Origin of the sequence: Arthrobacter sp. ZGTC212 (assembly GCF_002929255.1) — a bacterium.
Classification (GTDB): domain Bacteria; phylum Actinomycetota; class Actinomycetes; order Actinomycetales; family Micrococcaceae; genus Arthrobacter_B; species Arthrobacter_B sunyaminii.
This window is the reverse complement of the sequence record NZ_PJIJ01000003.1, coordinates 287,721-313,247: the sequence shown is the minus strand read 5'-3', so window position 1 is coordinate 313,247 and position 25,527 is coordinate 287,721. Positions and strand designations below refer to the sequence as shown.

General features: G+C 64.0%; 26 protein-coding genes and 1 pseudogene. 9 read left to right on the top strand and 18 right to left on the bottom strand.

Annotated features, from left to right (window positions below):
- Nucleotides 1-35: 35 nt before the first annotated feature.
- Nucleotides 36-827 (top strand): S9 family peptidase, encoded by a 792-nt coding sequence (locus tag CXQ89_RS13730; protein ID WP_104161660.1) that lies wholly within the window; start codon nucleotides 36-38, stop codon nucleotides 825-827.
- On the opposite strand, the gene CXQ89_RS13725 is transcribed toward CXQ89_RS13730, so the two are convergent.
- From CXQ89_RS13725 to CXQ89_RS13700, 6 genes are all read right to left on the bottom strand, one after another.
- Nucleotides 824-1,384: a 2'-5' RNA ligase family protein gene (locus tag CXQ89_RS13725; protein WP_104161659.1), complete on the bottom strand. Its 561-nt coding sequence runs from the start codon at nucleotides 1,382-1,384 to the stop codon at nucleotides 824-826. The genes CXQ89_RS13730 and CXQ89_RS13725 overlap by 4 nt on opposite strands.
- Before the next feature lie 21 nt (nucleotides 1,385-1,405).
- A complete protein-coding gene (trpS, locus tag CXQ89_RS13720; protein ID WP_104161658.1) occupies nucleotides 1,406-2,440 on the bottom strand; it encodes a tryptophan--tRNA ligase in 1,035 nt (344 codons plus the stop codon).
- Between the two features lie 12 nt (nucleotides 2,441-2,452).
- On the bottom strand, nucleotides 2,453-3,301 hold the full coding sequence (locus tag CXQ89_RS13715; protein WP_258060098.1) for an exodeoxyribonuclease III: 849 nt from the start codon (nucleotides 3,299-3,301) through the stop codon (nucleotides 2,453-2,455).
- Between the two features lie 95 nt (nucleotides 3,302-3,396).
- On the bottom strand, nucleotides 3,397-3,912 hold the full coding sequence (locus CXQ89_RS13710) for a hypothetical protein (RefSeq protein ID WP_104055145.1): 516 nt from the start codon (nucleotides 3,910-3,912) through the stop codon (nucleotides 3,397-3,399).
- Between the two features lie 73 nt (nucleotides 3,913-3,985).
- Nucleotides 3,986-4,348: a VOC family protein gene (locus tag CXQ89_RS13705; RefSeq protein WP_104055144.1), complete on the bottom strand. Its 363-nt coding sequence runs from the start codon at nucleotides 4,346-4,348 to the stop codon at nucleotides 3,986-3,988.
- Nucleotides 4,349-4,359: 11 nt separating this feature from the next.
- Nucleotides 4,360-5,112 (bottom strand): SDR family NAD(P)-dependent oxidoreductase, encoded by a 753-nt coding sequence (locus tag CXQ89_RS13700; protein ID WP_104055143.1) that lies wholly within the window; start codon nucleotides 5,110-5,112, stop codon nucleotides 4,360-4,362.
- Between the two features lie 189 nt (nucleotides 5,113-5,301).
- Between CXQ89_RS13700 and CXQ89_RS13695 the strand changes: the two genes are divergently transcribed.
- The gene (locus CXQ89_RS13695) at nucleotides 5,302-5,868 is read left to right on the top strand and encodes an O-acetyl-ADP-ribose deacetylase (RefSeq protein ID WP_104161656.1); all 567 of its coding nucleotides are present in this window, start codon (nucleotides 5,302-5,304) and stop codon (nucleotides 5,866-5,868) included.
- Here the strand turns inward: CXQ89_RS13695 and CXQ89_RS13690 are convergent.
- The 5 genes from CXQ89_RS13690 to glyA all read right to left on the bottom strand — a co-directional run bounded on the left by CXQ89_RS13690 (nucleotide 5,834) and on the right by glyA (nucleotide 10,869).
- Complete coding sequence (locus CXQ89_RS13690) at nucleotides 5,834-6,682, bottom strand: ABC transporter permease (protein WP_104161655.1); 849 nt, start codon at nucleotides 6,680-6,682, stop codon at nucleotides 5,834-5,836. The two genes, CXQ89_RS13695 and CXQ89_RS13690, sit on opposite strands and share 35 nt — an antisense overlap.
- A complete protein-coding gene (locus tag CXQ89_RS13685; protein WP_104161654.1) occupies nucleotides 6,679-7,584 on the bottom strand; it encodes an ABC transporter permease in 906 nt (301 codons plus the stop codon). The genes CXQ89_RS13690 and CXQ89_RS13685 overlap by 4 nt, the downstream gene beginning before the upstream one ends.
- Entirely contained in the window at nucleotides 7,577-8,542 is a 966-nt protein-coding gene (locus tag CXQ89_RS13680; protein ID WP_104161653.1) for an ABC transporter ATP-binding protein, read from the bottom strand. Before CXQ89_RS13680 ends, CXQ89_RS13685 begins: the two co-directional genes overlap by 8 nt.
- A 39-nt stretch (nucleotides 8,543-8,581) precedes the next feature.
- A complete protein-coding gene (locus tag CXQ89_RS13675) occupies nucleotides 8,582-9,475 on the bottom strand; it encodes a bifunctional methylenetetrahydrofolate dehydrogenase/methenyltetrahydrofolate cyclohydrolase (protein ID WP_258060140.1) in 894 nt (297 codons plus the stop codon).
- Nucleotides 9,476-9,585: 110 nt separating this feature from the next.
- A complete protein-coding gene (gene glyA / locus CXQ89_RS13670) occupies nucleotides 9,586-10,869 on the bottom strand; it encodes a serine hydroxymethyltransferase (protein WP_374952986.1) in 1,284 nt (427 codons plus the stop codon).
- A gap of 326 nt (nucleotides 10,870-11,195) precedes the next feature.
- Here glyA and CXQ89_RS13665 point away from each other — a divergent pair, with 326 nt between their 5' ends.
- Entirely contained in the window at nucleotides 11,196-12,323 is a 1,128-nt protein-coding gene (locus tag CXQ89_RS13665; protein WP_104161651.1) for an FAD-dependent oxidoreductase, read from the top strand.
- On the opposite strand, the gene CXQ89_RS13660 is transcribed toward CXQ89_RS13665, so the two are convergent.
- On the bottom strand, nucleotides 12,248-12,790 hold the full coding sequence (locus tag CXQ89_RS13660; RefSeq protein WP_104104358.1) for a GNAT family N-acetyltransferase: 543 nt from the start codon (nucleotides 12,788-12,790) through the stop codon (nucleotides 12,248-12,250). The genes CXQ89_RS13665 and CXQ89_RS13660 overlap by 76 nt on opposite strands.
- 79 nt (nucleotides 12,791-12,869) lie before the next feature.
- Here CXQ89_RS13660 and purU point away from each other — a divergent pair, with 79 nt between their 5' ends.
- The 3 genes from purU to CXQ89_RS13645 all read left to right on the top strand — a co-directional run bounded on the left by purU (nucleotide 12,870) and on the right by CXQ89_RS13645 (nucleotide 15,523).
- Nucleotides 12,870-13,724, top strand: coding sequence for a formyltetrahydrofolate deformylase (purU, locus tag CXQ89_RS13655; RefSeq protein WP_104055494.1), 855 nt, complete (start codon nucleotides 12,870-12,872; stop codon nucleotides 13,722-13,724).
- A 58-nt stretch (nucleotides 13,725-13,782) separates the two neighbouring features.
- A complete protein-coding gene (locus CXQ89_RS13650) occupies nucleotides 13,783-14,307 on the top strand; it encodes a gamma carbonic anhydrase family protein (RefSeq protein WP_104161650.1) in 525 nt (174 codons plus the stop codon).
- A gap of 130 nt (nucleotides 14,308-14,437) precedes the next feature.
- Complete coding sequence (locus CXQ89_RS13645; RefSeq protein ID WP_104161649.1) at nucleotides 14,438-15,523, top strand: Gfo/Idh/MocA family protein; 1,086 nt, start codon at nucleotides 14,438-14,440, stop codon at nucleotides 15,521-15,523.
- A gap of 102 nt (nucleotides 15,524-15,625) precedes the next feature.
- On the opposite strand, the gene CXQ89_RS13640 is transcribed toward CXQ89_RS13645, so the two are convergent.
- Genes CXQ89_RS13640 through CXQ89_RS18390 form a run of 3 tightly spaced genes read right to left on the bottom strand, consistent with a single transcriptional unit; the run spans nucleotide 15,626 to nucleotide 17,441 of the window.
- The gene (locus CXQ89_RS13640) at nucleotides 15,626-16,222 is read right to left on the bottom strand and encodes a DUF3618 domain-containing protein (RefSeq protein WP_104055133.1); all 597 of its coding nucleotides are present in this window, start codon (nucleotides 16,220-16,222) and stop codon (nucleotides 15,626-15,628) included.
- On the bottom strand, nucleotides 16,219-16,638 hold the full coding sequence (locus CXQ89_RS13635; protein WP_104055132.1) for a phage holin family protein: 420 nt from the start codon (nucleotides 16,636-16,638) through the stop codon (nucleotides 16,219-16,221). The genes CXQ89_RS13640 and CXQ89_RS13635 overlap by 4 nt, the downstream gene beginning before the upstream one ends.
- On the bottom strand, nucleotides 16,638-17,441 hold the full coding sequence (locus tag CXQ89_RS18390) for a hypothetical protein (protein WP_181032352.1): 804 nt from the start codon (nucleotides 17,439-17,441) through the stop codon (nucleotides 16,638-16,640). The genes CXQ89_RS13635 and CXQ89_RS18390 overlap by 1 nt, the downstream gene beginning before the upstream one ends.
- Before the next feature lie 275 nt (nucleotides 17,442-17,716).
- Between CXQ89_RS18390 and CXQ89_RS13625 the strand changes: the two genes are divergently transcribed.
- The 3 genes and pseudogenes from CXQ89_RS13625 to CXQ89_RS13615 form a co-directional block, all read left to right on the top strand.
- A complete protein-coding gene (locus CXQ89_RS13625; RefSeq protein ID WP_104055131.1) occupies nucleotides 17,717-18,256 on the top strand; it encodes a hypothetical protein in 540 nt (179 codons plus the stop codon).
- A 94-nt stretch (nucleotides 18,257-18,350) separates the two neighbouring features.
- The gene (locus CXQ89_RS13620; protein ID WP_104055130.1) at nucleotides 18,351-19,820 is read left to right on the top strand and encodes a glutamate--cysteine ligase; all 1,470 of its coding nucleotides are present in this window, start codon (nucleotides 18,351-18,353) and stop codon (nucleotides 19,818-19,820) included.
- Between the two features lie 193 nt (nucleotides 19,821-20,013).
- A pseudogene (locus CXQ89_RS13615) lies at nucleotides 20,014-20,409 on the top strand (Hsp20/alpha crystallin family protein); the annotation flags it as partial.
- Nucleotides 20,410-20,669: 260 nt separating this feature from the next.
- On the opposite strand, the gene CXQ89_RS13610 reads toward CXQ89_RS13615, so the two are convergent.
- The 3 genes from CXQ89_RS13610 to CXQ89_RS18900 all read right to left on the bottom strand — a co-directional run bounded on the left by CXQ89_RS13610 (nucleotide 20,670) and on the right by CXQ89_RS18900 (nucleotide 25,399).
- The gene (locus CXQ89_RS13610; RefSeq protein WP_104055128.1) at nucleotides 20,670-21,890 is read right to left on the bottom strand and encodes an NADP-dependent isocitrate dehydrogenase; all 1,221 of its coding nucleotides are present in this window, start codon (nucleotides 21,888-21,890) and stop codon (nucleotides 20,670-20,672) included.
- Between the two features lie 184 nt (nucleotides 21,891-22,074).
- Nucleotides 22,075-23,688 (bottom strand): bifunctional phosphoribosylaminoimidazolecarboxamide formyltransferase/IMP cyclohydrolase, encoded by a 1,614-nt coding sequence (gene purH / locus CXQ89_RS13605; RefSeq protein ID WP_104161647.1) that lies wholly within the window; start codon nucleotides 23,686-23,688, stop codon nucleotides 22,075-22,077.
- Between the two features lie 109 nt (nucleotides 23,689-23,797).
- Complete coding sequence (locus CXQ89_RS18900; RefSeq protein WP_104161646.1) at nucleotides 23,798-25,399, bottom strand: DUF222 domain-containing protein; 1,602 nt, start codon at nucleotides 25,397-25,399, stop codon at nucleotides 23,798-23,800.
- Between the last annotated feature and the right edge of the window lie 128 nt (nucleotides 25,400-25,527).

Here is a 25,527-nt window from a genome sequence, read left to right as displayed (position 1 = left end):
GCCGCCTCCGGCCATTTCATGTATAGGTTGTTTCCATGCCCGTCTTCGAGTCCGTGTCTTTCCCCGGCGTCAACAACACCACCCTTGCCGGCACCATTGATGTGCCCGACGGCGATGTCAGGGCCTGGGCGGTGTTCTGCCACGGCTTCACGCTGGGCAAGAACAGCGCGGCTGCCTCCCGCATCTCCAAGGCCCTGGCCGGACACGGCATCGGGGTCCTGCGCTACGACGCGGCCGGGTTGGGCGGATCCAGCGGTGCGTGGGAGGACGGCACATTCAGCACCAAGGTGGCCGACGTCCGCAGCGCCGTTGAGTTCATGCGCGGGCAGGGGCATGAAGTGTCACTGCTGATCGGCCATTCCCTTGGCGGAGCAGCCGTCCTGGCGGCGGCGGGGAGCCTTCCGGACATCGACGCCGTGGTCACGATCGCCGCTCCGTTCCGGCCGTCCCATGTGGTTCATCTGTTCGAGGATGAGAGGGACACCATCCTGCAGGAAGGTTCGGCGAAGGTGGACCTGGGCGGACGCAAAATGGAGATCAGGGAAGAGCTGATGAGCGACCTTGAATCCCATGACCTCACCGGGTGCATCAGGGAACTGCACCGTCCCCTGCTCGTCATGCACTCCCCCACCGACAACACCGTGGGCATCGACAATGCCAGCGAGATTTTCTCCACGGCGCGCCATCCGCGAAACTTCATTTCCCTGGAGGGCAGCGATCATTTGATGGTGGACCGTGCCCAAACCAGCCGGGCTGCGGACATCATCGCCGCTTGGTCCGCCGTGTATCTGTCTTCGGGAGCGGACAAGGCCGCCGCCGGGAGCTAGCCCCGGAGCTCAACCTCTTCGCGCATCTTCCACAGTCCGCTCACATCATGCTCGTACAGGCCGACGGTACGGACAGTGAACCGCGCCTCGTAGTTCCGCAGCGAGTGCATGGCCCGGTCCATGCCGGCGTCGCTGACGTCGTGTGCCACGGTGACGTGGGGATGGTAGGGAAAGGGCAGATCCCGTGCCAGCGGCCCGCTCTGCATTTCCTTGTGCAGGGCTGTGCACTCTTCGTAGCCTTCGTCCAGCTGGACGTAGACCACCGGGGACACCGGACGGAACGTGGCAGTCCCCCGCAGGGTCACATCAAAAGCTTCATGACCTTGGGCCACCCTGCGCACGTGCGCTGCCATCGTCTCCCAGTCATCGGTTTCCGTGGTGGTGACCAGCGTGATGTGGGCCGGAATGACAGCGGCCATGGGGTCCCCGAATGATGCCCTGGCCCGCCGCAGTTCCGTGGCCATGGGCTCCGGCACCCCGATGACAATCCCGACGCCGGTGCACTCAGGCACGTCCATTACCCCGCCGTCACCAGGGACGGCGGCTTCTTGGATCATCGGATTCCGGATTCTCATCGGTCAGACCGCGGAAGAGCCTAGGGGCAGGAAACCCACTTTGCTGTACACATCGGCCAGTGTAGCTGACGCGGTTTCCCGTGCCTTTGCGGCGCCGACGGCGAGGAGCCGGTCCAATTCGGCCGGATCTTCCAGCAGGTACAGTGCCCTCTCCCGGATGGGACGGACGTGTTCAGTGACTACCTCGGCCAGATCCACCTTGAGGTGTCCGTACATCTTGCCCTCATATTCCTTCACCAGCGTGTCGACACTGCGGCCGGAAATCAGCGAGTAAATGGACAACAGGTTGGAGACGCCGGGCTTGGCCTCCCGGTCAAAGCGGATTTCCGTGCCGTCGTCCGTCACTGCGGACTTGATGCGCTTTGCGATGACCTTGTCCGGGTCCAGCAGATTGATCAGTCCGGCGGGGGAGGCTGCCGACTTGGACATTTTGGCGGTGGGGTTCTGCAGATCGTAGATCTTCGCCGCTTCCTTCTGCACAAAGACCTCGGGAATGACGAAGGTCTCGCCGAAGCGTGAGTTGAACCGCTTGGCCAGATCCCGGCTGAGCTCCACATGCTGGCGCTGGTCCTCCCCCACCGGAACGCCGTGCGGGTTGTAGAGGAGGATATCCGCGACCTGCAGGATCGGATAGGTGAAGAGTCCCACGGAGGCGGCGTCCGCACCGAACCGCTGCTGCTTGTCCTTAAACTGCGTCATGCGGGAAGCCTCGCCGAAGCCGGTCAGGCAGTTCAGGACCCAGGCCAGCTGTGCGTGCTCGGGGACCTGCGACTGGACAAACAGCGTTGCCTTATCCACGTCCACACCGCCGGCAATGTACTGCGCTGCGGTGACCCGGGTGCGCTGGCGCAGGTCAGCGGGATCCTGCGGCACGGTGATGGCGTGCAGATCAGGGATGAAGAAGTAGGCGTCGTACTGGTCCTGCAGCCGGACCCAGTTCACAAGCGCGCCAAGATAGTTGCCCAGGTGCAGGGAATCCGCGGAGGGCTGCATCCCGGAAAGGATGCGCTGGCGGCCGGAGGGAGTGGAGGTACTCATGGTTTTCAACCCTTAGAACTGGTAGTCGACCACTACGGGAGCGTGGTCTGAGAAGCGGCTGTCATAGGTGGGCGCGCGGTCGACGACGGCGGTAACGGCGCGTTCGGCCAGCTCGGGAGTGGCCAGGTGGTAGTCAATGCGCCAACCGCTGTCATTGTCGAAGGCCTGGCCGCGCCAGGACCACCAGGTGTACGGGCCCGGCACGTCGCCGGCCAGCTTGCGGGCCACGTCGGTGTAGCCGATCTCATCGCTGAAGAAGCGGTCAAAGTAGGCGCGCTCGTCCGGCAGGAATCCTGCCCGCTTGACGTTGCCCTTCCAGTTCTTGATGTCCAGGGTCGTGTGGCCCACGTTGAGGTCACCCACCACCAGGACAAAGTCGCTCTGCTGCTTCAAAGCGGGCAGGCGTTCGGTCATCACGTCCAGGAAACGGTACTTGTCAGCCTGCTTGGGGGTGTCCACTTCACCGGAATGAACGTAGGCACTGACCACCGTGAGCAGCTTCTCCGCACCGTCTTCGGTCACCTTGAAGTCCGCTTCCACCCAGCGGCCGGACAACGCAAAGTAGTCATCGCCGATGTGCTCACGCGTGGCAACCGGCTCAAGCCGGGACGCGATGGCCACGCCGGCCCGGCCCTTGGCTTCCGCTTCGGCGTGCAGGATGTGCCATTCCTCACCGAGGAGTTCACGGACCACCGCATCGGGCGCTCGAACTTCCTGCAGGCAGAGGATGTCAACGTCCCGTTCCGCCAGCCACTGCGCCATTCCGCGCTTGTAGGCGGCACGGATGCCGTTCACGTTCACTGTCGCAATGCGCAGCGCCTTTGCCGAAACGGCTGATTCTCCTGCTGATGCCAAACTCACGCGAATAACCATACTCCTCAGTAGCATGCGGTTCATCTTGGAGCGCGGGGCGCGTTGCGTCCGCGCAGCGGTTCCGGTTCCCCGGGCCCGGGGCGTCAGTCCACCAGGGTGCCTTCCACCGGACCGCTGTCGTCCTTCTTGATCATGGAACGGGCGTTGTGGGAGGTGATTTCGATGGTCTCCAGGGCGCGGCTCACCTGGTCCTCATCTTTGCCCAGGTTCTCGCGGATGACGCGGGCCTGCACCTGGACAATCTTGAAGCTGTGGTCCAGTTTCTGGTCCCGGACGGTGGTGGCCTCGTCAATGACCTGCACACTCGGCGTTCCGCCGGCGGCCCGGTTGAGCGTGTCCTGTGCCTCGGCCAGCTTCGCGCCGGCCTTGCGGGCGGCTCCGCGGACGCTGAAGACCACAACCGTGAACAGGCACAGCCAGAACAGCGAGATGATGGCCACAATCCAGCCAACGACGTCGTTCTCATTGGCCGCAAACAAGACGGCAACCAGGAAGACGAACAGCATCAGGGTCATGCCGTAGGATGCCATTTTCTGGCTCACCCCGCGGCGGGGCTTGGACGAGGGCTGCGGCTTGTTGCCGTGAGGGAGCGACTGCATGGCTTCATTGTCTCAAACTCGGGACCGAAGCCGTTAAACCGTCCTCCTCCGGCGAAACCGGCAGCGGACCCGGTTACCAGGCCACGAGGCAGAACGGATGACCGGCGGGGTCGAGAAACACCCGGAAGGATGCGCTCCCGCTGTCCATGCTGGTTGCCCCCAGCGCCAGGACCTGGGCTTCGGCGAGATCCAGGTCAGGCACCCGGACGTCCAGGTGCAGCTGCTGGGGATTGTCCTGCCCCGGCCACTGCGGCGGGGTATAACCGGAGACCTGCTGGAAGGCGAGCGCCGGGCGGTCCGGGGCATCCCCGATGGTCACCCATGAGCCGTCATCTTCATGTTCTACGCGGATCATGCCCAGAAGGGATTCGTAAAAGGAGGCCAGCGAATCAGGGTTGGGGCAGTCAATCACCGTCGCGTGCCATGAACCGATCATTGCGTTCCTTCCTATTGGGTGGTGTACGCGCCGTCCACGGCGTACTGGGCGCCCGTCACAAAGGCTGCCTTGTCTGAGAGCAGGAAAAGGACCACCTGCGCCACCTCCTCGGCAGTGCCGAGCCTGCCCGCCGGATGCAGCCCCACCAGCGAGGCGTAGACCTCCTCAGGCAGGTTTGCCAGGAGCGGAGTGTCAATGTAGCCCGGATGCACCGAGTTCACCCGGATGCCCTGGTTGGCGTATCCCAGGGCTGCCGCCCGGGTCATGCCGGTCACGCCGTGCTTAGCCGTCACATAGGGAACGGCGGTGGCTGAACCAACCACACCCAGGATGGAGGACATGTTCACGATGGCGCCTCCCCCGGCCTTTTGCATTTCCGGGATTTGGTAATACATCCCGTAGAACACGGAGTTGAGGTTCACATCGATGACCCGGCGGTAGCCCTCCAGGTCAATATCGGTCAGCAGTCCCAGCGGCCCGCTGATACCGGCGTTGTTGAAGGCCAGGTGCAAGCCGCCGAACTCGCTGACCGCAGTTTCCACGGCGCCCTTGACGTCTTCGGCGGATCCAACATCGCCAACCGAGGGGACGGCGGTGCCGCCGGTTTCCAGAATCGAGTTCACCACGTCCTGCGCCGCTTCCAGGTCCAGGTCATTGACGACGACGTTGGCGCCTTCCGCCGCGAGCGCCACGGCCGCTGCCCGCCCGATTCCCGAACCCGCCCCTGTCACCAGGGCCGTCCTTCCCTCAAACTGATCAGCCATTGGAACTCCTCCCGTTGTTCCCGGCGCCGCCGGGCCTCACGCTGGTGTGGATCCGGTTGCCCCTGATCCCGATCCGTCCTTCGGTTCCATGATCCTGTCCCGCCTGCCGATGCGGAAGGTCCCGGAGGGGGCAGAGCATCTGTTCCCGGCGAACTGGCGGGAGGGCGGGCGCAGTGCCAGACTGACCGCATGCAGATCACTATCTCCACCGGAGACATCACGGACAGCACGGCAGACGCCATCGTGAATGCGGCCAATTCCTCCCTGCTGGGCGGCGGGGGCGTGGACGGCGCCATCCACCGTGCTGCGGGACCGGGCCTGCTGGCGGCCTGCCGGGAGCTGCGGTCCGAGGCCTATGCGCAGGGGCTTCCCGCCGGAGACGCCGTGGCCACCCCCGGCTTTGATCTGCCGTCCCGCTGGGTCATCCATACCGTGGGACCTAATGCCCGTGCGGGACAGACCGACCCCGCGCTGCTGGCATCCTGCTTCCGGCGCTCCCTCGAAGTCGCCGAGGAACTCGGGGCTGAAACCGTGGCCTTTCCCGCGGTCAGCGCCGGAGTGTACGGCTGGGATGCTGCCGTCGTAGCGGACATCGGCCTCCGAACCGTCCGGGACTTTCCGGCCAGGTCCGTGCAGGCGGTGGAATTTGTGCTCTTTGACCGCAGCACCGAACGGATCTTCCGGTCCGCGTGGCAGGATCTGGAGAGGTCTCCCGGTGGAGCTACTTCAGGAACAGGGCCCGAAGACGCCCGGTAGTCACCACCAGTCCCAGCGCGATCATCACGATGAAGTACAGCAGGTGGCCCGCGGTGGCCCAGGTCAGCATGCCAACGCTGATCTGCCGCATCATTTCCACTCCGTGCCATAGCGGCATCGCCTGGATGACCCACTGGAGGCCCTGCGGGTACACGCTCAGCGGATAAAACGTTGCGGAGAACAGGAACATGGGCAGCATGACAAAGTTCACCCACTCCAGCTGCTGGAAGGTCTTCATGCAGCTGGTGATCGCCATGCCGAAGGAGGCAAAGCCGAAGGCCACCACCACTGCGGCGGGAATCATGAGCAGCGCCCAGGGAGAGGTCACCAGCCCCATGGCCGCCATCACCGCCGTGAAGCCGGTGGCATACATGGCTCCGCGCAGCAGCGCCAGCAGGATTTCTCCCAGTGCCACGTCCAGCGGACCCAGCGAGGTGGCCAGCATGCCTTCGTAGAGCTTGGCGTAGTTCAGCTTGAAGAACACGTTCATGGTGGAGTCGTACACCGCGCCGTTCATGGCGGAGACGGCCAGCAGCGCCGGGGCAATGTAATTGGCATAACCAATCTGTTCGCCGCCGGGTCCGGCCACGGTGCCAATCAGGGAGCCGAGTCCGATGCCCATCGCCACCAGGTAGAGCACCGGTTCCACGAATCCGCTGATCATGATGGCCCAGTTGCTGCCCCACGTGGCTTTCAGCCCGCGGGCGAACACTGAACGGATATTGCGGGCATAGAGGGACCCCAGGAAACGGCCCTTCGGGGCCAGCTGGGCGGGTGCCAGGCGCGGTGGCGCCGTCGTGTGTTCTACGGTCATTTTCCCAGCCTCCGGGTGAAGTTCCGGCGTGCCAGGACCCAGCCGACAAAGCCGAGAAGCAGCAGATACGCCACATGGACCGCGGTGAGTGCCGGGGCCTCGGCGTAGCCGTAGCTGAGGATCCGGCCCAGCTCGGTGGAGTGCCACAGCGGAGAAATCCAGCCGATCCATCGGATGGCCCCGGGCAGGGAATCCAGGGGAAAGAAGGTGCCGGAGAACAGGAACAGCGGCATCACAATGAAGCGCTGCACCATGGCGAACTGCCCCTTGTCTTCCTCCAGCGAAGCACTGTAGGCCAACAGCGGCAGGCCGAAGGCCACGCCGCCAAGAACCGCGGTGAAAATCATTAGCCAGGCAGTGCCCGGCTGCTCCACTGCGCCAAAGAGCAGCAGGAAGACAAAGTACGGGGCGGTGGTGATCAGCATCCGGACCGAAAACCCGATCAGGTGCCCGTCCACCAGCTGGCTGCTGGAAAGCGGCGACGCGTTGGGACCGTAGTACGTGCGCTGCCATTTGAAGCCGCCCATCACCATGTAGGTGTTTTCTTCGGTCGCCACCATGATGGCTGCGGTGGCCAACAGAGCCGGAGCCACGAAGACGAGGTAGGAGACCGTGGTCCCGTTGCCGGCGTCGAAGCTGGCGTCGCCGGTGTCCACCAGCGACGCCAGCCCCACGCCCATACCGAAGAGATACACCAGCGGGGTGCCCACCGCCGTCATGAGCACGGTCCACCGGTAGCCTCGCATGCGCCGGATCCAGTGCTCGGCGTAGTAGATGGCGCCGAAGCGCCGTGCCCGGGATGCGGTCTGCTCCGGTGTCAGCGGAGAGCGCAGCCCCAGCACAGCATGCTGGTCCGCTCCCGCTTTCCCCACCGGTGCCCCTGATAGCTGCTGATCAGTCAATGAGGCTCCTGCCGGTAAGCCGGAGGAACACGTCTTCCAGCGAAGAGCGGCGCACCAGCGAAGTGATGGGTTGCAGCCCGCGGGCGCTGACCGCTTCCAGAGCGGCCTCGCCGTCGTCGGCGTAAATCAGGACGCGGTCCGGGAGGGTTTCGATCCGGCTGCCGATTCCCTGCAGTTCTCCTGCCACCGTGGTGTTGCGTTCGGAGCCAAAGCGCAGTTCCAGTACTTCCCTCGTGGAGTGCTCTCGGATCAGGGCAGCAGGAGATCCTTCCGCCATGATTTTCCCCTTGTCCACCACCACCAGGCGGTCGCAGAGCTGTTCCGCTTCGTCCATGTAGTGAGTGGTCAGGATCAGCGTGACCCCTGCTTCCTTGAGTCGGAACAGCCGGTCCCAGAGGATATGGCGCGCCTGCGGGTCAAGCCCGGTGGTGGGCTCATCCAGCAGGAGGATCTTGGGGTCATTGATCAGGGACCGGGCGATGGTCAGCCGCCGCTTCATTCCACCGGAGAGGGATTCCACCCGGCCCTTGGCCTTGTCCGTCAACTGGGCGAATTCCAGCAGTTCGTCCGCCTTGGGCCCCAGATAGCTCTTGGGCAGGCCGAAATAGCGGCCGTAGGCCAGGAGGTTTTCCCGCACGCGCAGGTCTTCGTCGAGGTTGTCCTGCTGCGGCACCACCCCCAGGTGGGCGCGCACTTCGGGTCCGAACCGGTCCGGGTCCAGCCCCATGACGGTGAGGTCCCCGGAGGTGCGCGATGACACCCCGCCGATCATTTTCATGGTGGTGGACTTGCCGGCGCCGTTGGGGCCAAGAAGTCCAAAGGACTCCCCCGCCGGGACGTCAAAGCTAATGCCGTCCACGGCATTGAAATCGCCGTAGGTCTTACGTAGGTTCCGGGCCGAAATGACGGTGGCGGAGGCGGTCTTGGGGACGGTCGGGACTGATGTGATCTGCGGCACTGCAACAGCCTAGTGCACCAGCCCCGACCTGAGGAACAGTTAGGCGAGAATGCCTGCTGCGCGCTCCGCCGCCTCCACCACGTTGGACAGCAGCATCGCGCGGGTCATCGGCCCCACGCCCCCGGGATTCGGAGAAATCCAGGATGCGACGTCGGCGGCCGCCTTCTCCACGTCACCGGTGAGGGTGGTCTTGCCGGTGTCCGGGTCGGTGACCCGGGTGACCCCAACGTCCAGCACAATGGCGCCGGGCTTAAGGTCCTCGGCCTTGATCATTTCCGGGAACCCGGCGGCTGCCACCACCACGTCGGCCTCGCGCAGGTGCTCGAACAGATCCAATGTTCCGGTGTGCGCCAGGGTTACCGTGGCGTTGATCGGGCGGCGCGTGAGCAGCAGCCCCAGCGGGCGGCCCACGGTGACGCCGCGGCCCACGACCAGGACCTTCTTGCCGGTCAGGGAAATTCCGTTGCGCACCAGCAGCTGCACAATTCCGTGCGGAGTGCAGGGCAGCGGCGACGTCATCGGTTCGCTCACGTTCAGGACCAGCCGGCCGAGGTTCACCGGGTGCAAGCCGTCAGCGTCCTTTTCCGGACTGATGCGTTCCAGGATGGCGTTCGTGTCGATGTGTGCCGGCAGCGGCAGCTGCACGATGTAGCCGGTGGTGGCCGGGTCCTCGTTCAGTTCGTCGATGACCTTTTCCAGGTCCGCCTGGCTGATGTCGGCGGGCAGGTCGCGGCGGATGGAGTTGATGCCCACCTGGGCACAGTCCTTGTGCTTGCCGCCCACATAGGAGTGGCTCGCCGGGTCATCGCCCACCAGCACAGTTCCGAGCCCGGGGGTGATCCCGTGCTCATCCTTGAGTACCTGCACGCGCTGCGCGAGTTCGTCCTTGATCTCCCGGGCGGCTTTGCGCCCGTCGAGGATCTTGGCGGCCACCGGGGTGCCGAATTCGGTTCGCTCCTTCTTCTCCCATCCCAGGTTGACGCTGTCATTCTCGGGGGTTTCCGTGACGGAACCTTCCATGTTGTTACCCTTCTCCATGTTCGTTACCACTCTTCCTGTCCGGGATACAGCGGGAAATTTTCGGCGAGCGCGGTAACCCGTGCCCGCAGCGCTTCGACCTCCGGGGCCGGTTTCAGTGCAGCGGCAATAATTTCTCCCACCTCAGTGAACTCCTTGGCGCCAAAGCCGCGGGTGGCCAGCGCCGGCGTGCCGATCCGCAGGCCGGAGGTGACCATGGGCGGGCGGGGATCGAACGGCACGGAGTTGCGGTTCACTGTGATGCCCACCGAGTGCAGGAGGTCCTCCGCCTGCTTGCCGTCCAGCGCCGAGTGGCGCAGATCCACCAGAATCAAATGCACATCGGTGCCGCCGGTGAGCACCGAGACTCCGTGCTCCGCGACGTCGGGTGCGTTCAGCCGCTCGGCAATGATCCGGGCTCCTTCCAGCACGCGCTCCTGGCGTTCGCGGAATTCCTCGGAACCGGCGATCCGAAACGCCACGGCCTTGGCGGCGATGACGTGCATCAGCGGTCCGCCCTGCTGGCCCGGGAACACACTGGAGTTCAGCTTCTTGCCGTACTGCTCCTTGGCCAGGATCATCCCCGAGCGCGGGCCGGCGAGGGTCTTGTGCACAGTGGAGGTCACGACGTCGGACGCCGGCACCGGATTCGGGTGCAGGCCCGCGGCCACCAGGCCGGCGAAGTGCGCCATATCGGTCCACAGGTAGGCGCCCACTTCATCGGCAATGGAGCGGAAGGCATCGAAGTCCAGCTGGCGCGGGTACGCAGACCAACCGGCAATAAGGACCTGCGGCCGTTCGGCCAGAGCCTGTTCACGGACCTTGTCCATGTCCACCCGGTAGGTTTGTTCATCCACTCCGTATGCTGCCACTTCATAGAGCTTGCCCGAGAAGTTCAGTTTCATGCCGTGGGTCAGGTGTCCGCCGTGGGCCAGGTTCAGGCCCATGAGCTTGTCACCTGGCTGAAGGAGCGCAGCAAGCGCCGCAGCGTTGGCCTGCGCACCGGAATGCGGCTGGACGTTGGCGAACTCGGCACCGAACAGGGTCTTTACCCGCTCGATGGCCAGGTTTTCCGCCACGTCCACATGTTCACACCCGCCGTAGTAACGGCGGCCGGGGTATCCCTCGGCGTACTTGTTGGTCAGGACAGACCCCTGGGCCTCGAGGACGGACCGCGGAGCAAAGTTCTCCGAGGCGATCATTTCCAGGGTGTTGCGCTGACGTGCCAGTTCATCGTTGAGGACGGCGGCGATTTCCGGATCGACGTCGGACAGTTTGGCGTCCGTGACGGGCTGGGTGGATAGTCTCACAAGGATCTCCTGGGGAAGGGGTTCTATGGGTCAGGCTATCTGCCGGGCACCCCCGGCCTCTGTTCGGAAAAACAGTTCGGGCATGACAACAGATGAAGGCTTGACCTTCGGCCCAGGCGTGCGATCCGTGGTCTGTGCTGCTGTGCCGCTCCCTGGTGGTGACCCACCTAACGCCAGTTGCGACCTAACCATCGTAGCGGACCCTGCTCCTGCGCGGCCGAATGTTTCCTCGGTATCGGCGGCGGCTCGGCGGCTGAGGAATAGCACCGGCAAGGAAGCGGTTGGAGGTAGAAACATGCAGGGTTTTCCCTTCAGGAGGGGATGTGATGGTGGCGGACCGCGAAGTTGACGTGGCGGTGATCGGTGCCGGGCAGGCTGGCCTGAGCGCAGCGTATTACCTTGCACGCCGGGGCCTTATCCCGGAATCCGGCTTTGTGGTGCTGGACGCCAATGAAGGACCCGGCGGCGCATGGCGGCACCGCTGGGATTCGCTCACACTGGGTTCCGCCCACGGCATCCATGACCTGCCGAACTTTCCCCTGGGCGCCCCCGATCCCCGGGAGCCGGCGTCGTCCGTGGTAAGCCGGTATTACGGCGCCTACGAAACCGAATTTGGGCTCCGCGTGCAGCGGCCGGTGCGGGTCCGGAAGATTTCCCGTACGGCCGGGAACCGGCTGAGGATAACCACGGACAGCGGCGTGTGGCTGGCCCGGTTTGTCATCAACGCCACCGGAACCTGGGACAAACCGTATTGGCCCGCCTATCCCGGGCAGCAGGACTTCCGCGGGATTCAGCTGCACACCCGCGACTTTCGCAGCGCAGCGGACTTCGCCGGCCGGCGCGTCCTGGTGGTCGGCGGCGGCACCTCTGCCCTGCAGTTCCTTCTCCAGCTCCATGAGGCCGGCGCCCAAACGGCATGGTCCACGCGCCGGCCGCCCGAATTCACGCGCCGCCCCTTCGACGCCGAGTGGGGACGCGGCGTCGAGCGTGCCGTCAGCGAGCGCACCCGCGCCGGGCTGCCCCCGCTCAGCGTGGTGGCCGCAACCGGGCTGCCGCTCACGGCCCAGTACCAAAAGGGAATTGACGACGGAGTCCTGATCTCACGGGGCCCCCTGGCCCGGCTCACCCCGGCGGGCGCCGTATTTGAGGACGGCAGCACCGCGGCTGCGGATGTGATCCTCTGGGCCACCGGGTTCCGCGCGTCCCTGGGCCATCTGGCGTCCCTGCATCTGCGCGAACCGGGCGGCGGCATCCGCATGGATGGTCCCCGAGTGGTGCTACTCCCCCAGTTGTTCCTGGTCGGTTACGGGGAGTCTGCCTCGACGCTCGGTGCCACCCGGGCCGGGCGGGCAGCGGCGCTCGCTGCGCTGGCCGCCCTTCAGGGCTGGTCCACGTCCTCCCAGACGAACTCCGTCATGGTTCCCCGCTCCCAGTCACGGCGCAGCACCGCATAGGTGACGGAAGCGACCCACTGCCCGTCATCCAGCGGCCAGTCCTCCCGGTAGTGGGCTTCCTTAAGGAACCCGGAGCGGAGGAAGGTCTTGCGCATGGCTATATTGTCTTCGCGCGTCCGCCCCGCAAAACGGTGGGAGCCGGGCCTGTCCGTAAAAACCAGATCAGTCAGGGCCTGCAGCACGGGAACGCCGCTGCCCTGTCCCCGGGCTTCTTCCACCAGGCGAAGGTCGAAGGTGGGACACTGGCTTTCCAGCCGCTCCAGAATGACCAGTCCGAGGCGCTGGTTGTCTCCAAATACCCAATAGGTGCAGACGCCGTCGGCATCGAACCGACCCTCCAGGATCAGCTGCCGGACCAGTTCCTCGGATGGTGCAGTAATGCGGTGATAGGGAAAGCTGTTGGTGGTCAGGAATTTGACCAGCTCCTCAGCGTCCTTGTCGGAGAGCGGCATGAAGGTTACGTCCATTTCCTTAGCCTAAGCGAGCCCTCCCCGGACGGGTAACCTTGATTCCGTGACTGATTCTTCCGCCGCCCCCGCCGCTGACATGATTCCCGGCGCGTCCGCGTTTACCCTCACCCTGTCCTGCCCCGACCAGCCAGGCATTGTCCATGCCGTCTCCGGCGGCCTGGTGGCTGCCGGCGGAAACATTACGGAATCCCAGCAGTACGGCAGCCCGGAAACAGGCTCTTTCTTCATGCGAGTGGACTTCACGGCCCCCGGAACCGAGGCGCAGGTTCAGGAAGCACTTGCCCCGGTGGCCGCCGCGTTTGGGATGGACTGGCAGCTGCATCCCGCCGGCGCACCTGTACGTACGCTCATCATGGTGTCCAAGTCCGGCCATTGCCTCAACGACCTCCTCTTCCGGCAGCGCGCCGGCACGCTGAACATCGACGTCCCGGCCATTGTCTCCAACCACAGGGACCTGGCGGAGCTCGCAGCGTTCTACGGCATCCCCTTCCACCACATTCCGGTAACGCCGGACACCAAGGAGGACGCGGAGCACCAGCTGCGTACGCTGATACAGGATCTCGACATTGAACTGGTGGTACTTGCCCGTTACATGCAGATCCTCAGCAATGAGCTGTGCCGTGACCTGTCCGGACGCGCCATCAACATCCACCATTCCTTCCTCCCCTCCTTCAAGGGCGCCCGGCCCTATCACCAGGCCCACGCCCGCGGCGTGAAGCTCATCGGAGCAACGGCCCACTACGTCACGTCCGACCTCGATGAAGGCCCCATCATCGAACAGGAAGTCATCCGCGTGGACCATTCCCGGTCCGCTCCGCAGCTGGCCGCACTGGGCAGCGACGTCGAAGGCAGGACCCTTTCCAAGGCTGTGCAGTGGCATGCCGAGCACCGGGTGCTGCTGGACGGAAAGCGCACGATCGTCTTCAACTGAGGACTTTCCCCGGCTCCGCCGCCGCGACCGGTCGTTTGAGTACGGCTAGGCTGGCCCAATGGCACACGTAATCACATTCCGGGGCAAGACCCCGCAGGCAGATCCGTCCGTTTTCCTCGCCCCCACGGCCTCGCTCATCGGCGACGTTGTCATGGAGCCGGAGTCCAGCGCTTTCTACGGCGTGTGTGTCCGTGGGGATTCCAACGCCATCCGGGTAGGCGCCGGGACCAACCTGCAGGACAACGTGGTGCTGCACGCGGATCCGGGGTTCCCCACCACCGTGGGTCAGCGTGTCAGCGTTGGCCACAGTGCCGTAGTTCACGGCTGCACCATCGAGGACGACTGTCTGATCGGCATGAGCGCCACGATCATGAACGGTGCCGTAGTAGGCGCCGGGTCGCTGGTGGCGGCCGGCGCGGTGGTTCTGGAAGGAACCCTCATTCCGCCCCGGTCCCTGGTGGCCGGCGTCCCGGCCAAAGTCCGCAGGCAGCTGAACGATGAGGAGTACGACGGCGTCCGCCAAAATGCGGCTCGTTATGTGGAGACAGCAGCCGCGCACCGCGAGGCAGTGCACTCCGGCTGACCGCAGCTGGAAGCGGAGCGGCCGGTCCTCGCCGGCCGCTCTTTTTCCCTCGAGACGGCTGCATGGCAGCTGTCCCCTAGATTGATGCACTGTCTGTGATTACAGTGGGTGATCTTCGGAAAAGAGGACCATGGATTCCCCGTACATTCCCACGCCGCCGTGTGTTTTCCAGGGGGCTCCCAGCCCGGTTCAGAAAACCGGCCGCGTGCTCCGATGGGGCGTGGTTGCCACAGGAAACATCTCTGCGAAGGTCACTGAAGACATCGCGAGGCTTGAAGATGCGGTGCTGCACGCCGTAAGTTCACGCAACCCGGACTCCGCGGAGGAGTTTGCCGACCGTTTCGGATTCACCCGCTCCTACTTCGACGATGACCGGGGCAGGGGTTACCACCACCTGATCGATGATCCGGAGGTCGATGTCGTTTATGTTGCGGCCCCGCACGCCCAGCACTACGAGATCTCCCGCGCCGCGCTGCTCGGCGGAAAGCATGTGCTCTGCGAAAAGTCCCTCACCATCAATGCGCGCGAAGCCGAAGACCTCATAGCGTTGGCTTCCTCCCGTGGACTGTTCCTGATGGAGGCGGTCTGGACGCGGTTTCTGCCGTGCGTCAACCGCATCTGGGAGGTCCTGGTCAGCGGCGAGCTGGGGGAAGTGCGCTGGGTGCAGGCGGATCTGGGGTTCCCCTCGCCGCCTGACCCGGCAAGCCGGCTTTGGAACCCCGAGTCCGGCGGCGGAGCTCTGCTGGACCTGAGCGTGTATCCCCTGACGCTGGCAGTGGGAGCGCTGGGCTATCCGGATGGTGTTACGGCCGTCGGCGCCGTAAACGGTGACGGCATTGATACTCAGAACGCCCTGCTCCTGAACTATCGGTCAGGAGCCTCGGCCCAGTTGATGTCTTCCCTGGTGGCCGCGCACACCCGCACCGGCACCATCGCGGGGAGCAAAGGCTGGCTGCGGACGGGCGCACCGCTGCACAACCCGGTGGAACTGACCATCCAGCCCCATCTGGGTGAGCGCAGGGTGGAAAGATTCCGCCAAGTGGGCAACGGGTACACCTACGAATTGCGGGAAGTCACCCGCTGCATCCAGTCCGGCCTGCTGGAATCCCCGACCATGAGCTGGGAGCATTCGCTGGCTTCCATGCGCCTGTTCGACGAAGCCCGGAGCCAGATGGGTGTGCGCTACGCGAACGATTTTCCGGCCAGGACCCTCTAGCCGGTCACAGGAAAACGCCCGCACAGAACAGCGGCCCCGCAAATATGCGGGGCCGCTGTGTGCGTCTGCTTCAGTCCAGTGCACTGCGCACCGGTTGAGGGATTAGGCGCCGCGAACGTTGTCCTTCGCATCCGCTGCCTTGTTTTTTACGTCGCCGGCAGCACTCTGGCCCTCTTGCTGCACGTTCTGCGCCGCTTCGGTGGCCGTTGCCTTCACGTTTTCCATGGCTTCCTGCGCCGGCTCCTTGAGTCCCTGGGCAACGTTCTTGGCCGCGTCGGCAACCTGGTTGGTCAGGGGCTCCGCCGCTGTCTTCAGGTTGTCCGCAGCGACGCGTTCCTTCTCGCTGGCAGGAATAAGGGAGGCTGCCAGCAGTCCGGCGCCGAAGGCAATGAGCCCTGCCGCCATCGGGTTGCCCTGGGCTTTGCCTGCAAGCTTGTGCGGGGCATCGCCCACTGCGGAGCCTGCGCGGCTCATGCCGTCCGATGCCGTACCTGTACCGGACTGTACTTTGTCAGTCATCTGATCTGCTGCTCCCATCACTTTGTCCTTCACACCGAACACCGCGTCCTTCACCTTGTCAGTCTGTCGCTGGACAATGTGGGACGGGGTCACCTTATCGGCCACGGCATCCACGTTGCTTCCGAGCCGGCGGCGGGTTTCTTCAATGTCTGCGCGTATTGCGTCGGGATTTTCGCTCATCGTGCGTCCTCATTCGGTTTCAGGGTTCCGGGAATTTCCTGCAGCGTCTCCGAGGTCTGCGGCATGCCTTTGATCTTCCGCATTTCCGTGCGGCCGCGCATGGCCAGAATGGCTGCGACGATTGCCCAGATCACGGCAACGACGAGCGCCGACCAGCCAAGGCCGATCAGGTCGCCGAGCGCCTGCCAGAGGGTGATCGACAGAAACAGCAGGACGAAATATCCGGCGAGTGCGGCGCCGGCGAACATGCCTGCTCCCTTGCCTGCCTTGGTGGCTGACTGCTTCAGTTCAACCTTGGCCAGCTCAACTTCCTGGCGCATGAGGGTCGACATATCAGCGGTCACCTGGCCAAGGAGGTCACCCAGGGAGGTGGTTTCGGCTTTGGTGGGGGGCGGTTCGGGGATTTCGGTACTCATCAGTGCCGACCACCGCTAAACGGATCATTGGCCTGGGTTCCGCGGGTTCCGGCACCGGGCAGCTGATCATCGGATACCGGGGGCAATCCTGCCGGAACGGTGGGTTCCGTGGTGAAAGGATCATCGACAACACCGCCGGGATTTACGTCGCCGGTGCCTGCCGCGTAAGTGGGCTGCACGGGGGGCTCGGGCGGGTAGATCGTTTCCGGGGTACTGACGGTTCCGGCGGGACGGGTCCCTGCAGCCGGGTGTGCTGCGGCTGAATCCGGCACTCCGGCACTCAGTCCCTTGTTTATGCGGCCCGCAAGGAAACCGGCGCCCGCGGCAAGGGCAAGGAAGGCAACCGGACGCTGCCGCGCGAAGCCCTTGACCTCGTCAACCAGCGAGCCGGGAGTGCGGTTGTCCAGCCAGGAGGCGACTGATGATGAACGGTCCGCCGCCTGACGGACCAGATCAGTGGCCACGCCGGACTGGTCGGAGTTGTCTGCCATGGACTGCAATTCGCCCGCCATGGTGCGCAGACCTTCGGCTACCTTCTGCTGCTGGGCGCCGGCCTGCTCCGTGAGGTCGCTGCGCGCCTGATTCAGAAGGTCCTTGGCGCTTGCTGCTGCTTCAGAAGCAACTCCGGCAGCTTCCGACTTAGCGGTTTCTGCTACATGCTGAGCGCTGCCGGCAGCATCCCGGGCAACTCCGGCAGCCTCGTCTTTGGCCGCTCCCGCTTTCGCGGACTTGGTGTCAGCCGATCCGCCCTGCATGGGGCTGGCGGCGTGGCTTCCTTCTTTGGGCCATACGTTGTCTGTCATCGTCACTCTTTCTCCTGAATCGCTATGGATGAAGAATCAGAATCCTGTAGAAGAGGATCTTCTCTACTGGCTGCCCCAATCATAAGCACACTTAGTATGGGCAAGTAAAGTGGAACTAAGCCGCCTTAGTACCGTTTGATGCGGTTGCCCTTGTGCTTGTTCATGACTGCATGATTCGCTGGCCGGACGGCTGCCGCCCGCCCAACCCCTGGGCGGCAACTGCTTCGAGCCGACAGGTTCGACCGTGCGAAATCCGACATCAAAGGGAGATTCCAGTGGCAGGAAATTTGTTTGCCCGGTCCGTGCATGACCTCACGGCAGGCGCCTGGTTCGGCGGTTCGCTGATGGGGGCAGTCGGCCTCAACGGCGCCGCAGCAGAAGCCAAGGACCCCGCGGAGCGCACCCGGCTTTCCAGCCTGGGATGGAAAAAATGGGCTCCGCTGCAGTCGGCCGCCATCATTGGCCACTTTTTGGCTGGGTTGGCCATCATCGGAGAGAACAAGGGCCGCGTTGCCAAGCAGGACGGCGTGGGTGCCCTCACCGTTTATAAGACCGCCGTGACCGTTGTCGGGGCACTGGCAACCTTCTACGCCGGGTTGCTGGGGCGGAAGGTTGACAAGTACTCCGAAGAAGGCGCTGCCGGTGCCACCGAGCCAAACCCCGGCACCTCCAAGGAACTGCAGTCAGCCCAGCGGCAGCTGAAAGTAGTCCAGTGGTGCATTCCCGTCTTTTCGGGAGCTGTCATTGTGATGGGCGCTCAGCACGGCGAAATGCAGCGTACCTCCAACGTCCTGAAGGGCCTGCTGCAGTCCTGACCCCAAGGGGATGCCGTTTGGCGGGCCGCGCCAATTCGTCTCATCTCTCGGCCCACGCTATACATCCTTCGGCGCCCATGGTTATCTTCAGACGATGGGCGCCGAAGTCAACAATAAAACGTACAGCAGGGAGCAGCGGACGAGGTACCGCCAGCGGCTCCTTGAAAACCTCGACCGATTTGCCGGATACCTCTCAACGGCGTCGTTCGCTGATACCGCCAGCATCGGTCTCGAGCTGGAGTTGAACCTGACAAACCAGGATTTCTCCCCCGCGCTGCGCAATGCAGCCGTGCTGGAACAGATTGCCGATCCCGCGTTCCAGACCGAAATCGGTGCCTTCAACATCGAAATGAACCATCCGGCGCTGGCCGTTGGCGGTTCCGGCCTGAGGGAGCTTGAGGACAGCCTGCGGATGCAGCTCAACCGGGCTGATGCCAGGGCGGCGGAGGTCAAAACCGAAATCCTCATGACCGGCATTCTGCCGACGCTGCGCCCCAATCTGCTGGAGAACAAGGAATGGCTAAGCGCCGGCAAGCGCTACGCCGCGCTGAACACTTCGGTGCTTCAGGCCCGCGGTGAAGACGTGCATATTGATCTCCGCGGGGAGGAATCGCTGGCCTTCTACGCCAAGAACATTGCTCCTGAAGCAGCGTGCACCTCGGTGCAGCTGCATCTGGAAGTGAGCCCGGAGGACTTCGCCCCCGCTTGGAACGCCGCCCAGATCATTGCTGCACCGCAAATTGCCCTTGCGGCCAACTCCCCCATCTTTATGGAACACATCCTGTGGCATGAGACCCGCGTGGAACTCTTCAAGCAGGCCATCGATACCCGCCCGCCGGAGATGCGCAATCAGGGCGTCCGCCCCCGGGTTTGGTTTGGGGAACGGTGGATCACCTCAATCTTTGATCTCTTCGAAGAGAACGTGCGGTATTTTCCCGCACTGCTTCCGGAACTCTCACGCAGCAGCGGAGGCTCCACCCCGGCCGGCGCGCCGCTTCTCCCGGAGCTTCGCCTGCACAACGGCACGGTCTACAGGTGGAACCGGCCGATTTATGACCCCGGCGAGCACACGCCCAATCTCCGCTTGGAAAACCGGGTCCTCCCCGCCGGTCCCACGGTCCTTGATGTGGTGGCCAACGCCGCCTTCTTTTACGGCATGGTCCAGCATCTGCGCACGGCCGAACGGCCGTTGTGGACCAGGCTCGCCTTCAAGAGCGCCGCAGACAACTTTTTGTCCTGCGCCCGCAATGGTTTGGAAGCAACGGTCTATTGGCCCGGCATCGGCGAAATTCCCGTCGCTGAACTGGTCATCAGGCATCTGGTTCCTCAGGCTGCCCTGGGACTCCGCGAACTGGGGGTGGATCAGGACCTGATCGAGCGCTATCTGGATGTTATCCGCGAACGCGCCCGCACCGAGCAGAACGGGGCCTCCTGGCAGATCTCGTATCTTCGCCGGCTGGAGAGCGAGGGACTGGAACGCAGGGCCGCGCTGGCTGAGCTCACCCGGAAATACTGGGAGAACATGCATTCCAATGCTCCTGTCCACGAATGGCCGGTCGATTAACGGGCCGCACAGGCCTCCATCACCAATTCCGGGCCGCTCGCGACATTTTTCGTGTTTGGTTCTGGCACTCATTAAGGGTGAGTGCTAACCTAATTTCATCCTTGAGTCGAGGTGACTCAAGTTATCGACCCTTCTGAAGTTCCGAAAAATGATTCGCCTGCCCAGCAGGTGGGCGTAAAAGGAGTTGATGATAATGGCCATGAAGTTCGATCCGTTTCGCGAGCTTGACCGGATGGCAGGAGCCCTGCTGGATCCCCGGCAGCGGCTGCGGCTGATGCCCATCGATCTTTACCGCGAGGGCGACCACTACATCCTGAATGCCGATCTTCCGGGCATCGATCCGGGCTCGGTTGACGTGGATGTGGATGGCCAGCTGCTGACCATCCGGGCAGAGCGCACCATCCAGGCTCCCGACACCGTCACCTGGCTGACCCGGGAACGGGAATCCGGCACCTTCCTGCGCCAGCTCAACCTTGGGCAGGGAATCGATATTGACGGCATCTCCGCCAAGTACGAGAACGGTGTGCTCAGCGTCCTGATTCCGGTCAGCGAGCGGGCCAAACCGCGCAAGATTGAGGTGTCCTCCTCCTACAAGGACGCGAACACCATCAGCGGCCAGTCCAGCTCTGAGTCGGTGACCTCGTCAACCTCGAGCAGCTCCGGGTCCGTGGGCTCGGGATCGTCCGGCGGCTCCATGGGCTCCGGCTCCATGGGCTCCGGTTCCTCGGGCTCCGGCTCCTCGGGCGACCAGGGCTCCGGCATTTAGCGAAGCCCTGACCTGAACGACGACGGCGCCCCACCTGCGAAAGGTGGGGCGCCGTCGTCGTTCTGCGCTGAAAATGCTGAGTATTAGCCCAGGCGGGTCTTCAGGTTGGCATCCAGCTCAGCGAGGAATTCCTCGGTGGTCAGGTATGCCTGGTCCGGGCCAACCAGTGCAGCCAGGTCCTTGGTCATCTTGCCGGACTCGACCGTCTTGATGACAACGTCTTCAAGGGTCTCGGCGAAGTTGATGACCTCGGGGGTGTTGTCCAGCTTGCCGCGGTGCATCAGGCCACGGGTCCACGCGAAGATCGAGGCGATCGGGTTCGTGGAGGTGGGCTTGCCCTGCTGGTGCTGGCGGTAGTGACGGGTCACCGTGCCGTGTGCAGCTTCGGCCTCAACGGTCTTGCCGTCCGGGGTCATCAGCACGGAGGTCATCAGGCCCAGCGAGCCGAAGCCCTGTGCAACGGTGTCGGACTGGACGTCGCCGTCGTAGTTCTTGCAGGCCCAGACGTAGCCGCCTTCCCACTTCATCGCGGAGGCAACCATGTCATCGATCAGGCGGTGCTCGTAGGTGAGGCCGGCTGCTTCGAACTGGTCCTTGAACTCGGCGTCGAAGACTTCCTGGAACAGGTCCTTGAACTGGCCGTCGTAGGCCTTCAGGATGGTGTTCTTCGTGGAGAGGTACACCGGGTAGTTGCGCTGCAGGCCGTAGGCGAAGGAAGCGCGGGCGAAGTCCTTGATGGAATCGTTGAAGTTGTACATACCCATGGCGACGCCGCCATCTTCGTTGTACGTAACAACCTGCTGCTTGATTTCTTCGCTGCCGTCGGCCGGCGTGTAGGTCAGCGTCAGGGTACCGGCACCGGGAACCTTGAAGTTCGTGGCCTTGTACTGGTCGCCGTGGGCGTGGCGGCCGATGATGATCGGCTTGTTCCAGCCCGGGACCAGGCGCGGGATGTTGGAGATGATGATCGGTTCGCGGAAGACCACGCCGCCCAGGATGTTGCGGATGGTTCCGTTCGGGGAGACCCACATCTTCTTCAGGCCGAATTCCTCGACGCGTGCTTCGTCGGGGGTGATGGTGGCGCACTTGACGCCTACGCCGTGTTCCTTGATGGCGTTGGCAGCGTCAATGGTGACCTGGTCATCGGTTGCATCGCGGTTCTGAATGGAGAGGTCGTAGTACTTCAGGTCTACGTCCAGGTACGGGTTGATCAGGCGATCCTTGATGAACTGCCAGATGATGCGGGTCATCTCGTCGCCGTCGAGTTCTACTACAGAACCCACAACCTTGATTTTCTCAGCCACACGGTCTCCTTGTGTGTTGGTGGGCGCCGGACATGTCTTGTGGCATGACGGAACCCGTCTTTTTGGCTTGTATTTGAGTCCCACTATGCCACAGCGCACTATCTGCGCCCTAAACTGCGGGACGGCGCATTACCTGCACCGTCCCGCGTTTCAGCGCCCGCTAATGGCAGTGCCGGCGCAGTGCTTAATGGAAGAAGTGGCGTGCCCCGGTGAAGTACATGGTGACGCCGGCAGCGTTTGCTGCTTCGATGACCTCGTTGTCGCGGATGGATCCGCCGGGCTGGACCACGGCGCGGACGCCGGCGTCAATCAGGATCTGCAGGCCGTCGGCGAACGGGAAGAACGCATCCGAGGCCGCCACGGAACCGCGGGCCCGCTCCTCCCCGGGTCCACCCAGGGTGTTGGCCCGCTCCACGGCGAGCCGGCAGGAATCCACCCGGTTGACCTGGCCCATGCCCACTCCCACTGAGGCACCGTTGTCCGCCAGCAGGATGGCGTTGGACTTCGCGGCACGCACGGCAGTCCAGGCAAAGGCAAGGTCTGCCAGCGTGGCATCATCGGCAGCCGGGCCTGAAACCAGCGTCCAGTTCTCCGGGCTGTCCCCTTCTGCCTGCATCTTGTCCGACTTCTGGATCAGCATGCCGCCGGAGACCTGCCGGAATTCGGCAGCACTGCGGCCGTAACCGTCCGGCAGGGTCAGCAGGCGGATGTTCTTCTTGGCGGAGAGGATCTCCACGGCTTCAGCGTCGAAGTCCGGTGCGATGACCACCTCGGTGAAGATGTCCTTGACCGTGTTGGCCATGCCGGCGGTGACGGTGCGGTTGGCCGCGATCACGCCGCCGAAGGCCGAAACCGGGTCGCAGGCATGTGCCTTGGCATGGGCATCGGCAATGGGGTCGGCGGCGTCCCCCGAGGCCACTGCCACGCCGCAAGGGTTCGCATGCTTGACGACGGCGACGGCTGGCTCGTCAAAGTCGAACGCGGCGCGCAGTGCGGCATCGGCGTCGACGTAATTGTTGTAGGACATGGCCTTGCCGTGCAGCTGGTCCGCCTGGGCCACGCCCGGCTGTGCACTCTTGTCCGCGTAGAGGGCAGCGGCCTGGTGCGGATTTTCGCCGTAGCGCAGCACCTCGGACCGCTCCAGTGCCAGACCCGTGTAGGCGGGCCAGGTGGCGCCTTCCTCGGTTCCGTCACCAAACTGCTCGGCGGTCCAGGCCGCCACGGCGGTGTCATAGGCGGCGGTGGAGGCGAAGGCTTCCGCTGCAAGGCGGCGGCGCTGGTCCAGGTCAAAGCCGCCTTCGGCAGCCGCGGTGACCACGTCGCTGTACTTGGCCGGGTCCACGACGACGGCTACGGACGGGTGGTTTTTGGCGGCGGCACGGACCATGGACGGTCCTCCGATGTCGATCTGTTCCACAACCTCATCCTGGCTGGCGCCGGACTTCACGGTCTCCACGAAGGGGTAGAGGTTCACCACCACCAGGTCGAAGGGTTCAATTTCCATTTCCTCGAGCTGCGCCACGTGGTCCTCCCGGCGGCGGTCAGCCAGGATGCCGGCGTGGACGCGGGGATGCAGTGTCTTGACCCGCCCGTCCAGGCATTCTGCAAAGCCGGTGACCTCGGAGACTTCAGTGACGGGAACGCCCGCAGCAGCAATCTGCTTGGCAGTTGAACCGGTGGACACAATGGCCACCCCGGCGGCGGAAAGGCCCTGAGCCAATTCCGTCAAGCCGGTCTTGTCATAGACCGAGATCAGGGCCCGGCGGATTGGTACACGGTTCAGCGGCTGAGAGCTCACGCAATATCTCCAAAGTAAGAGTGTGTCGGTGGCTACAGTTTAGGTCACGGCGTCCTGCCGGGCAGAGTGTGAAGCCAAGACTGGCTTAACACGGCTGGGGTCTGCCGGATCATGACACTGCACCTGTCGTGCCGGGAAGCGGCGGTGCGGTGGATCGGTACATGTGGCCCGTTGGCGTGGCGATCGTGACGCTGTGCCGGCCCGTCCCGTTGTTGTCGGCGAGCGCTCCGGGTGCTCCGGGTGCTCCGTGCGCTCCTTCGCACCGGGCTGTCCAACCTGGTGCTTCTTTGGCCTGGTTGCAGGCCTCGCATAGCCCCTGAATGTTTTCTGCGCTGGTGGGACCTCCCTCGCGGAAGGGTTTGATGTGGTCATAATGCCGGATCGGCGCCCCGCACCACGGCGTCCGGCAGATCTGATCGCGTGCAGCGATCAGCCGCGCCAAACCGTCCGGAACCAGCCGGGCACGGGAGTCCATGGCAGTGAGGCGGCCGGTGTCCGGTGCCGCGTAGAGCCGGCGAAGCCACACCTCCGTGCGTGGTGCTCTTCGGCTAGGCCGGAGCCGTTGCGGGGCTGCACTGCTGCCGTCCCTTCGGATCAGATCCCGCGCCCACTGTGCGGGGACAATTCCGTACCCGGTCAGCACGGCAGGTTCCGCACCGTCAGGAACGAAGGACTGAGCCGATCCACCCGGCCGGCCACGGACTGTCCTGGGTGAATCACCGGAATGATCGGCATCGCTGTCTCCGGTACCACTGTGACGGGAGACGACGGGCGGAAGGACGCCATGCAGCAGAGTCCTGTCCGTCATGATCAGCTGCACTTCCACCCGCAGATCCTCAGCCCGTTCCTGGCCGGTCAGCAGTTCGACGAAGGTGTCGGCCATAACCTGACCCTTTGAGCGGGGATCTCCGGCGGCACGGGCCCGATCGGCCGTGCGCATCAACGCGGCCATCACTCCCACACCCTGGGCTACCGGCAGCAGCGCGGTCACGTACGCCATGGTGTCCGGTGCCGGGCGGCATGAAACAAACCGATCCGAAGCAGCCTTTGCGGCACGGTTGACCACGCTGTGCGGATCCAATCCGTAGGACACGGACTTGATCGCGGCAATCAGTTTGCGGTCTCCAAGCTGCGCCAGCCGCTCCTGGTCCCCGGCGACCAGCTCGTCCACCTTCTGCCGATCAACCAGTCTCAGGCACGCGGTCTCCCGCACCAGAATGGTGGCCCGCCATTCGCTGATGGCACCGCGGCTCAACGCACGCAGGGTATGCGGCATCTCCGTGCTGAGGATTCGCGCCAGCCCAAGCAACCGGGCGCCCTTGTTCGGGGATTCGCGCCGGGCCAGCGCAACCTGCGCCGCGACACCCCGGCCAAGTTGATCCCTTTTCACTCCCGCACGAGACTGGCTGCGCCTGGATGATTCGTCAAAAACGGCGGCCGCACGAGCCTGCGCAGCACAGATACTCCCCTTAAGTTCCTCCAACGCCCGGATGTGATCGATCAGCTGCACTCTGAGCGCAGATTCAGCCGCGTCCACTTCAGCCACGTCCACTGCGGCGGCCTCCAGCCCGGCCGCGTCCACTTCCCCAGTCTCCGGGTCCAGCTCAGCGGCCGAGCCCAATGTGTCTGACGGACCGCAGCGTTTACCGACCGCCACGGAGGCTAAACCCGGATTGGTGCTGCCCCGATCGGGAGCGGATAAGTAGTACATGTCTTCTAGTTTAGTGATTCATGTCACTTAATGGGGCGCTTCGGATACGGGAGAATAAACAAGAAACACTCGAATGTGTTGGCCCAATTACCTGCCCCGAAGCGGATTTCACCGGAAGCCGCTGGGCC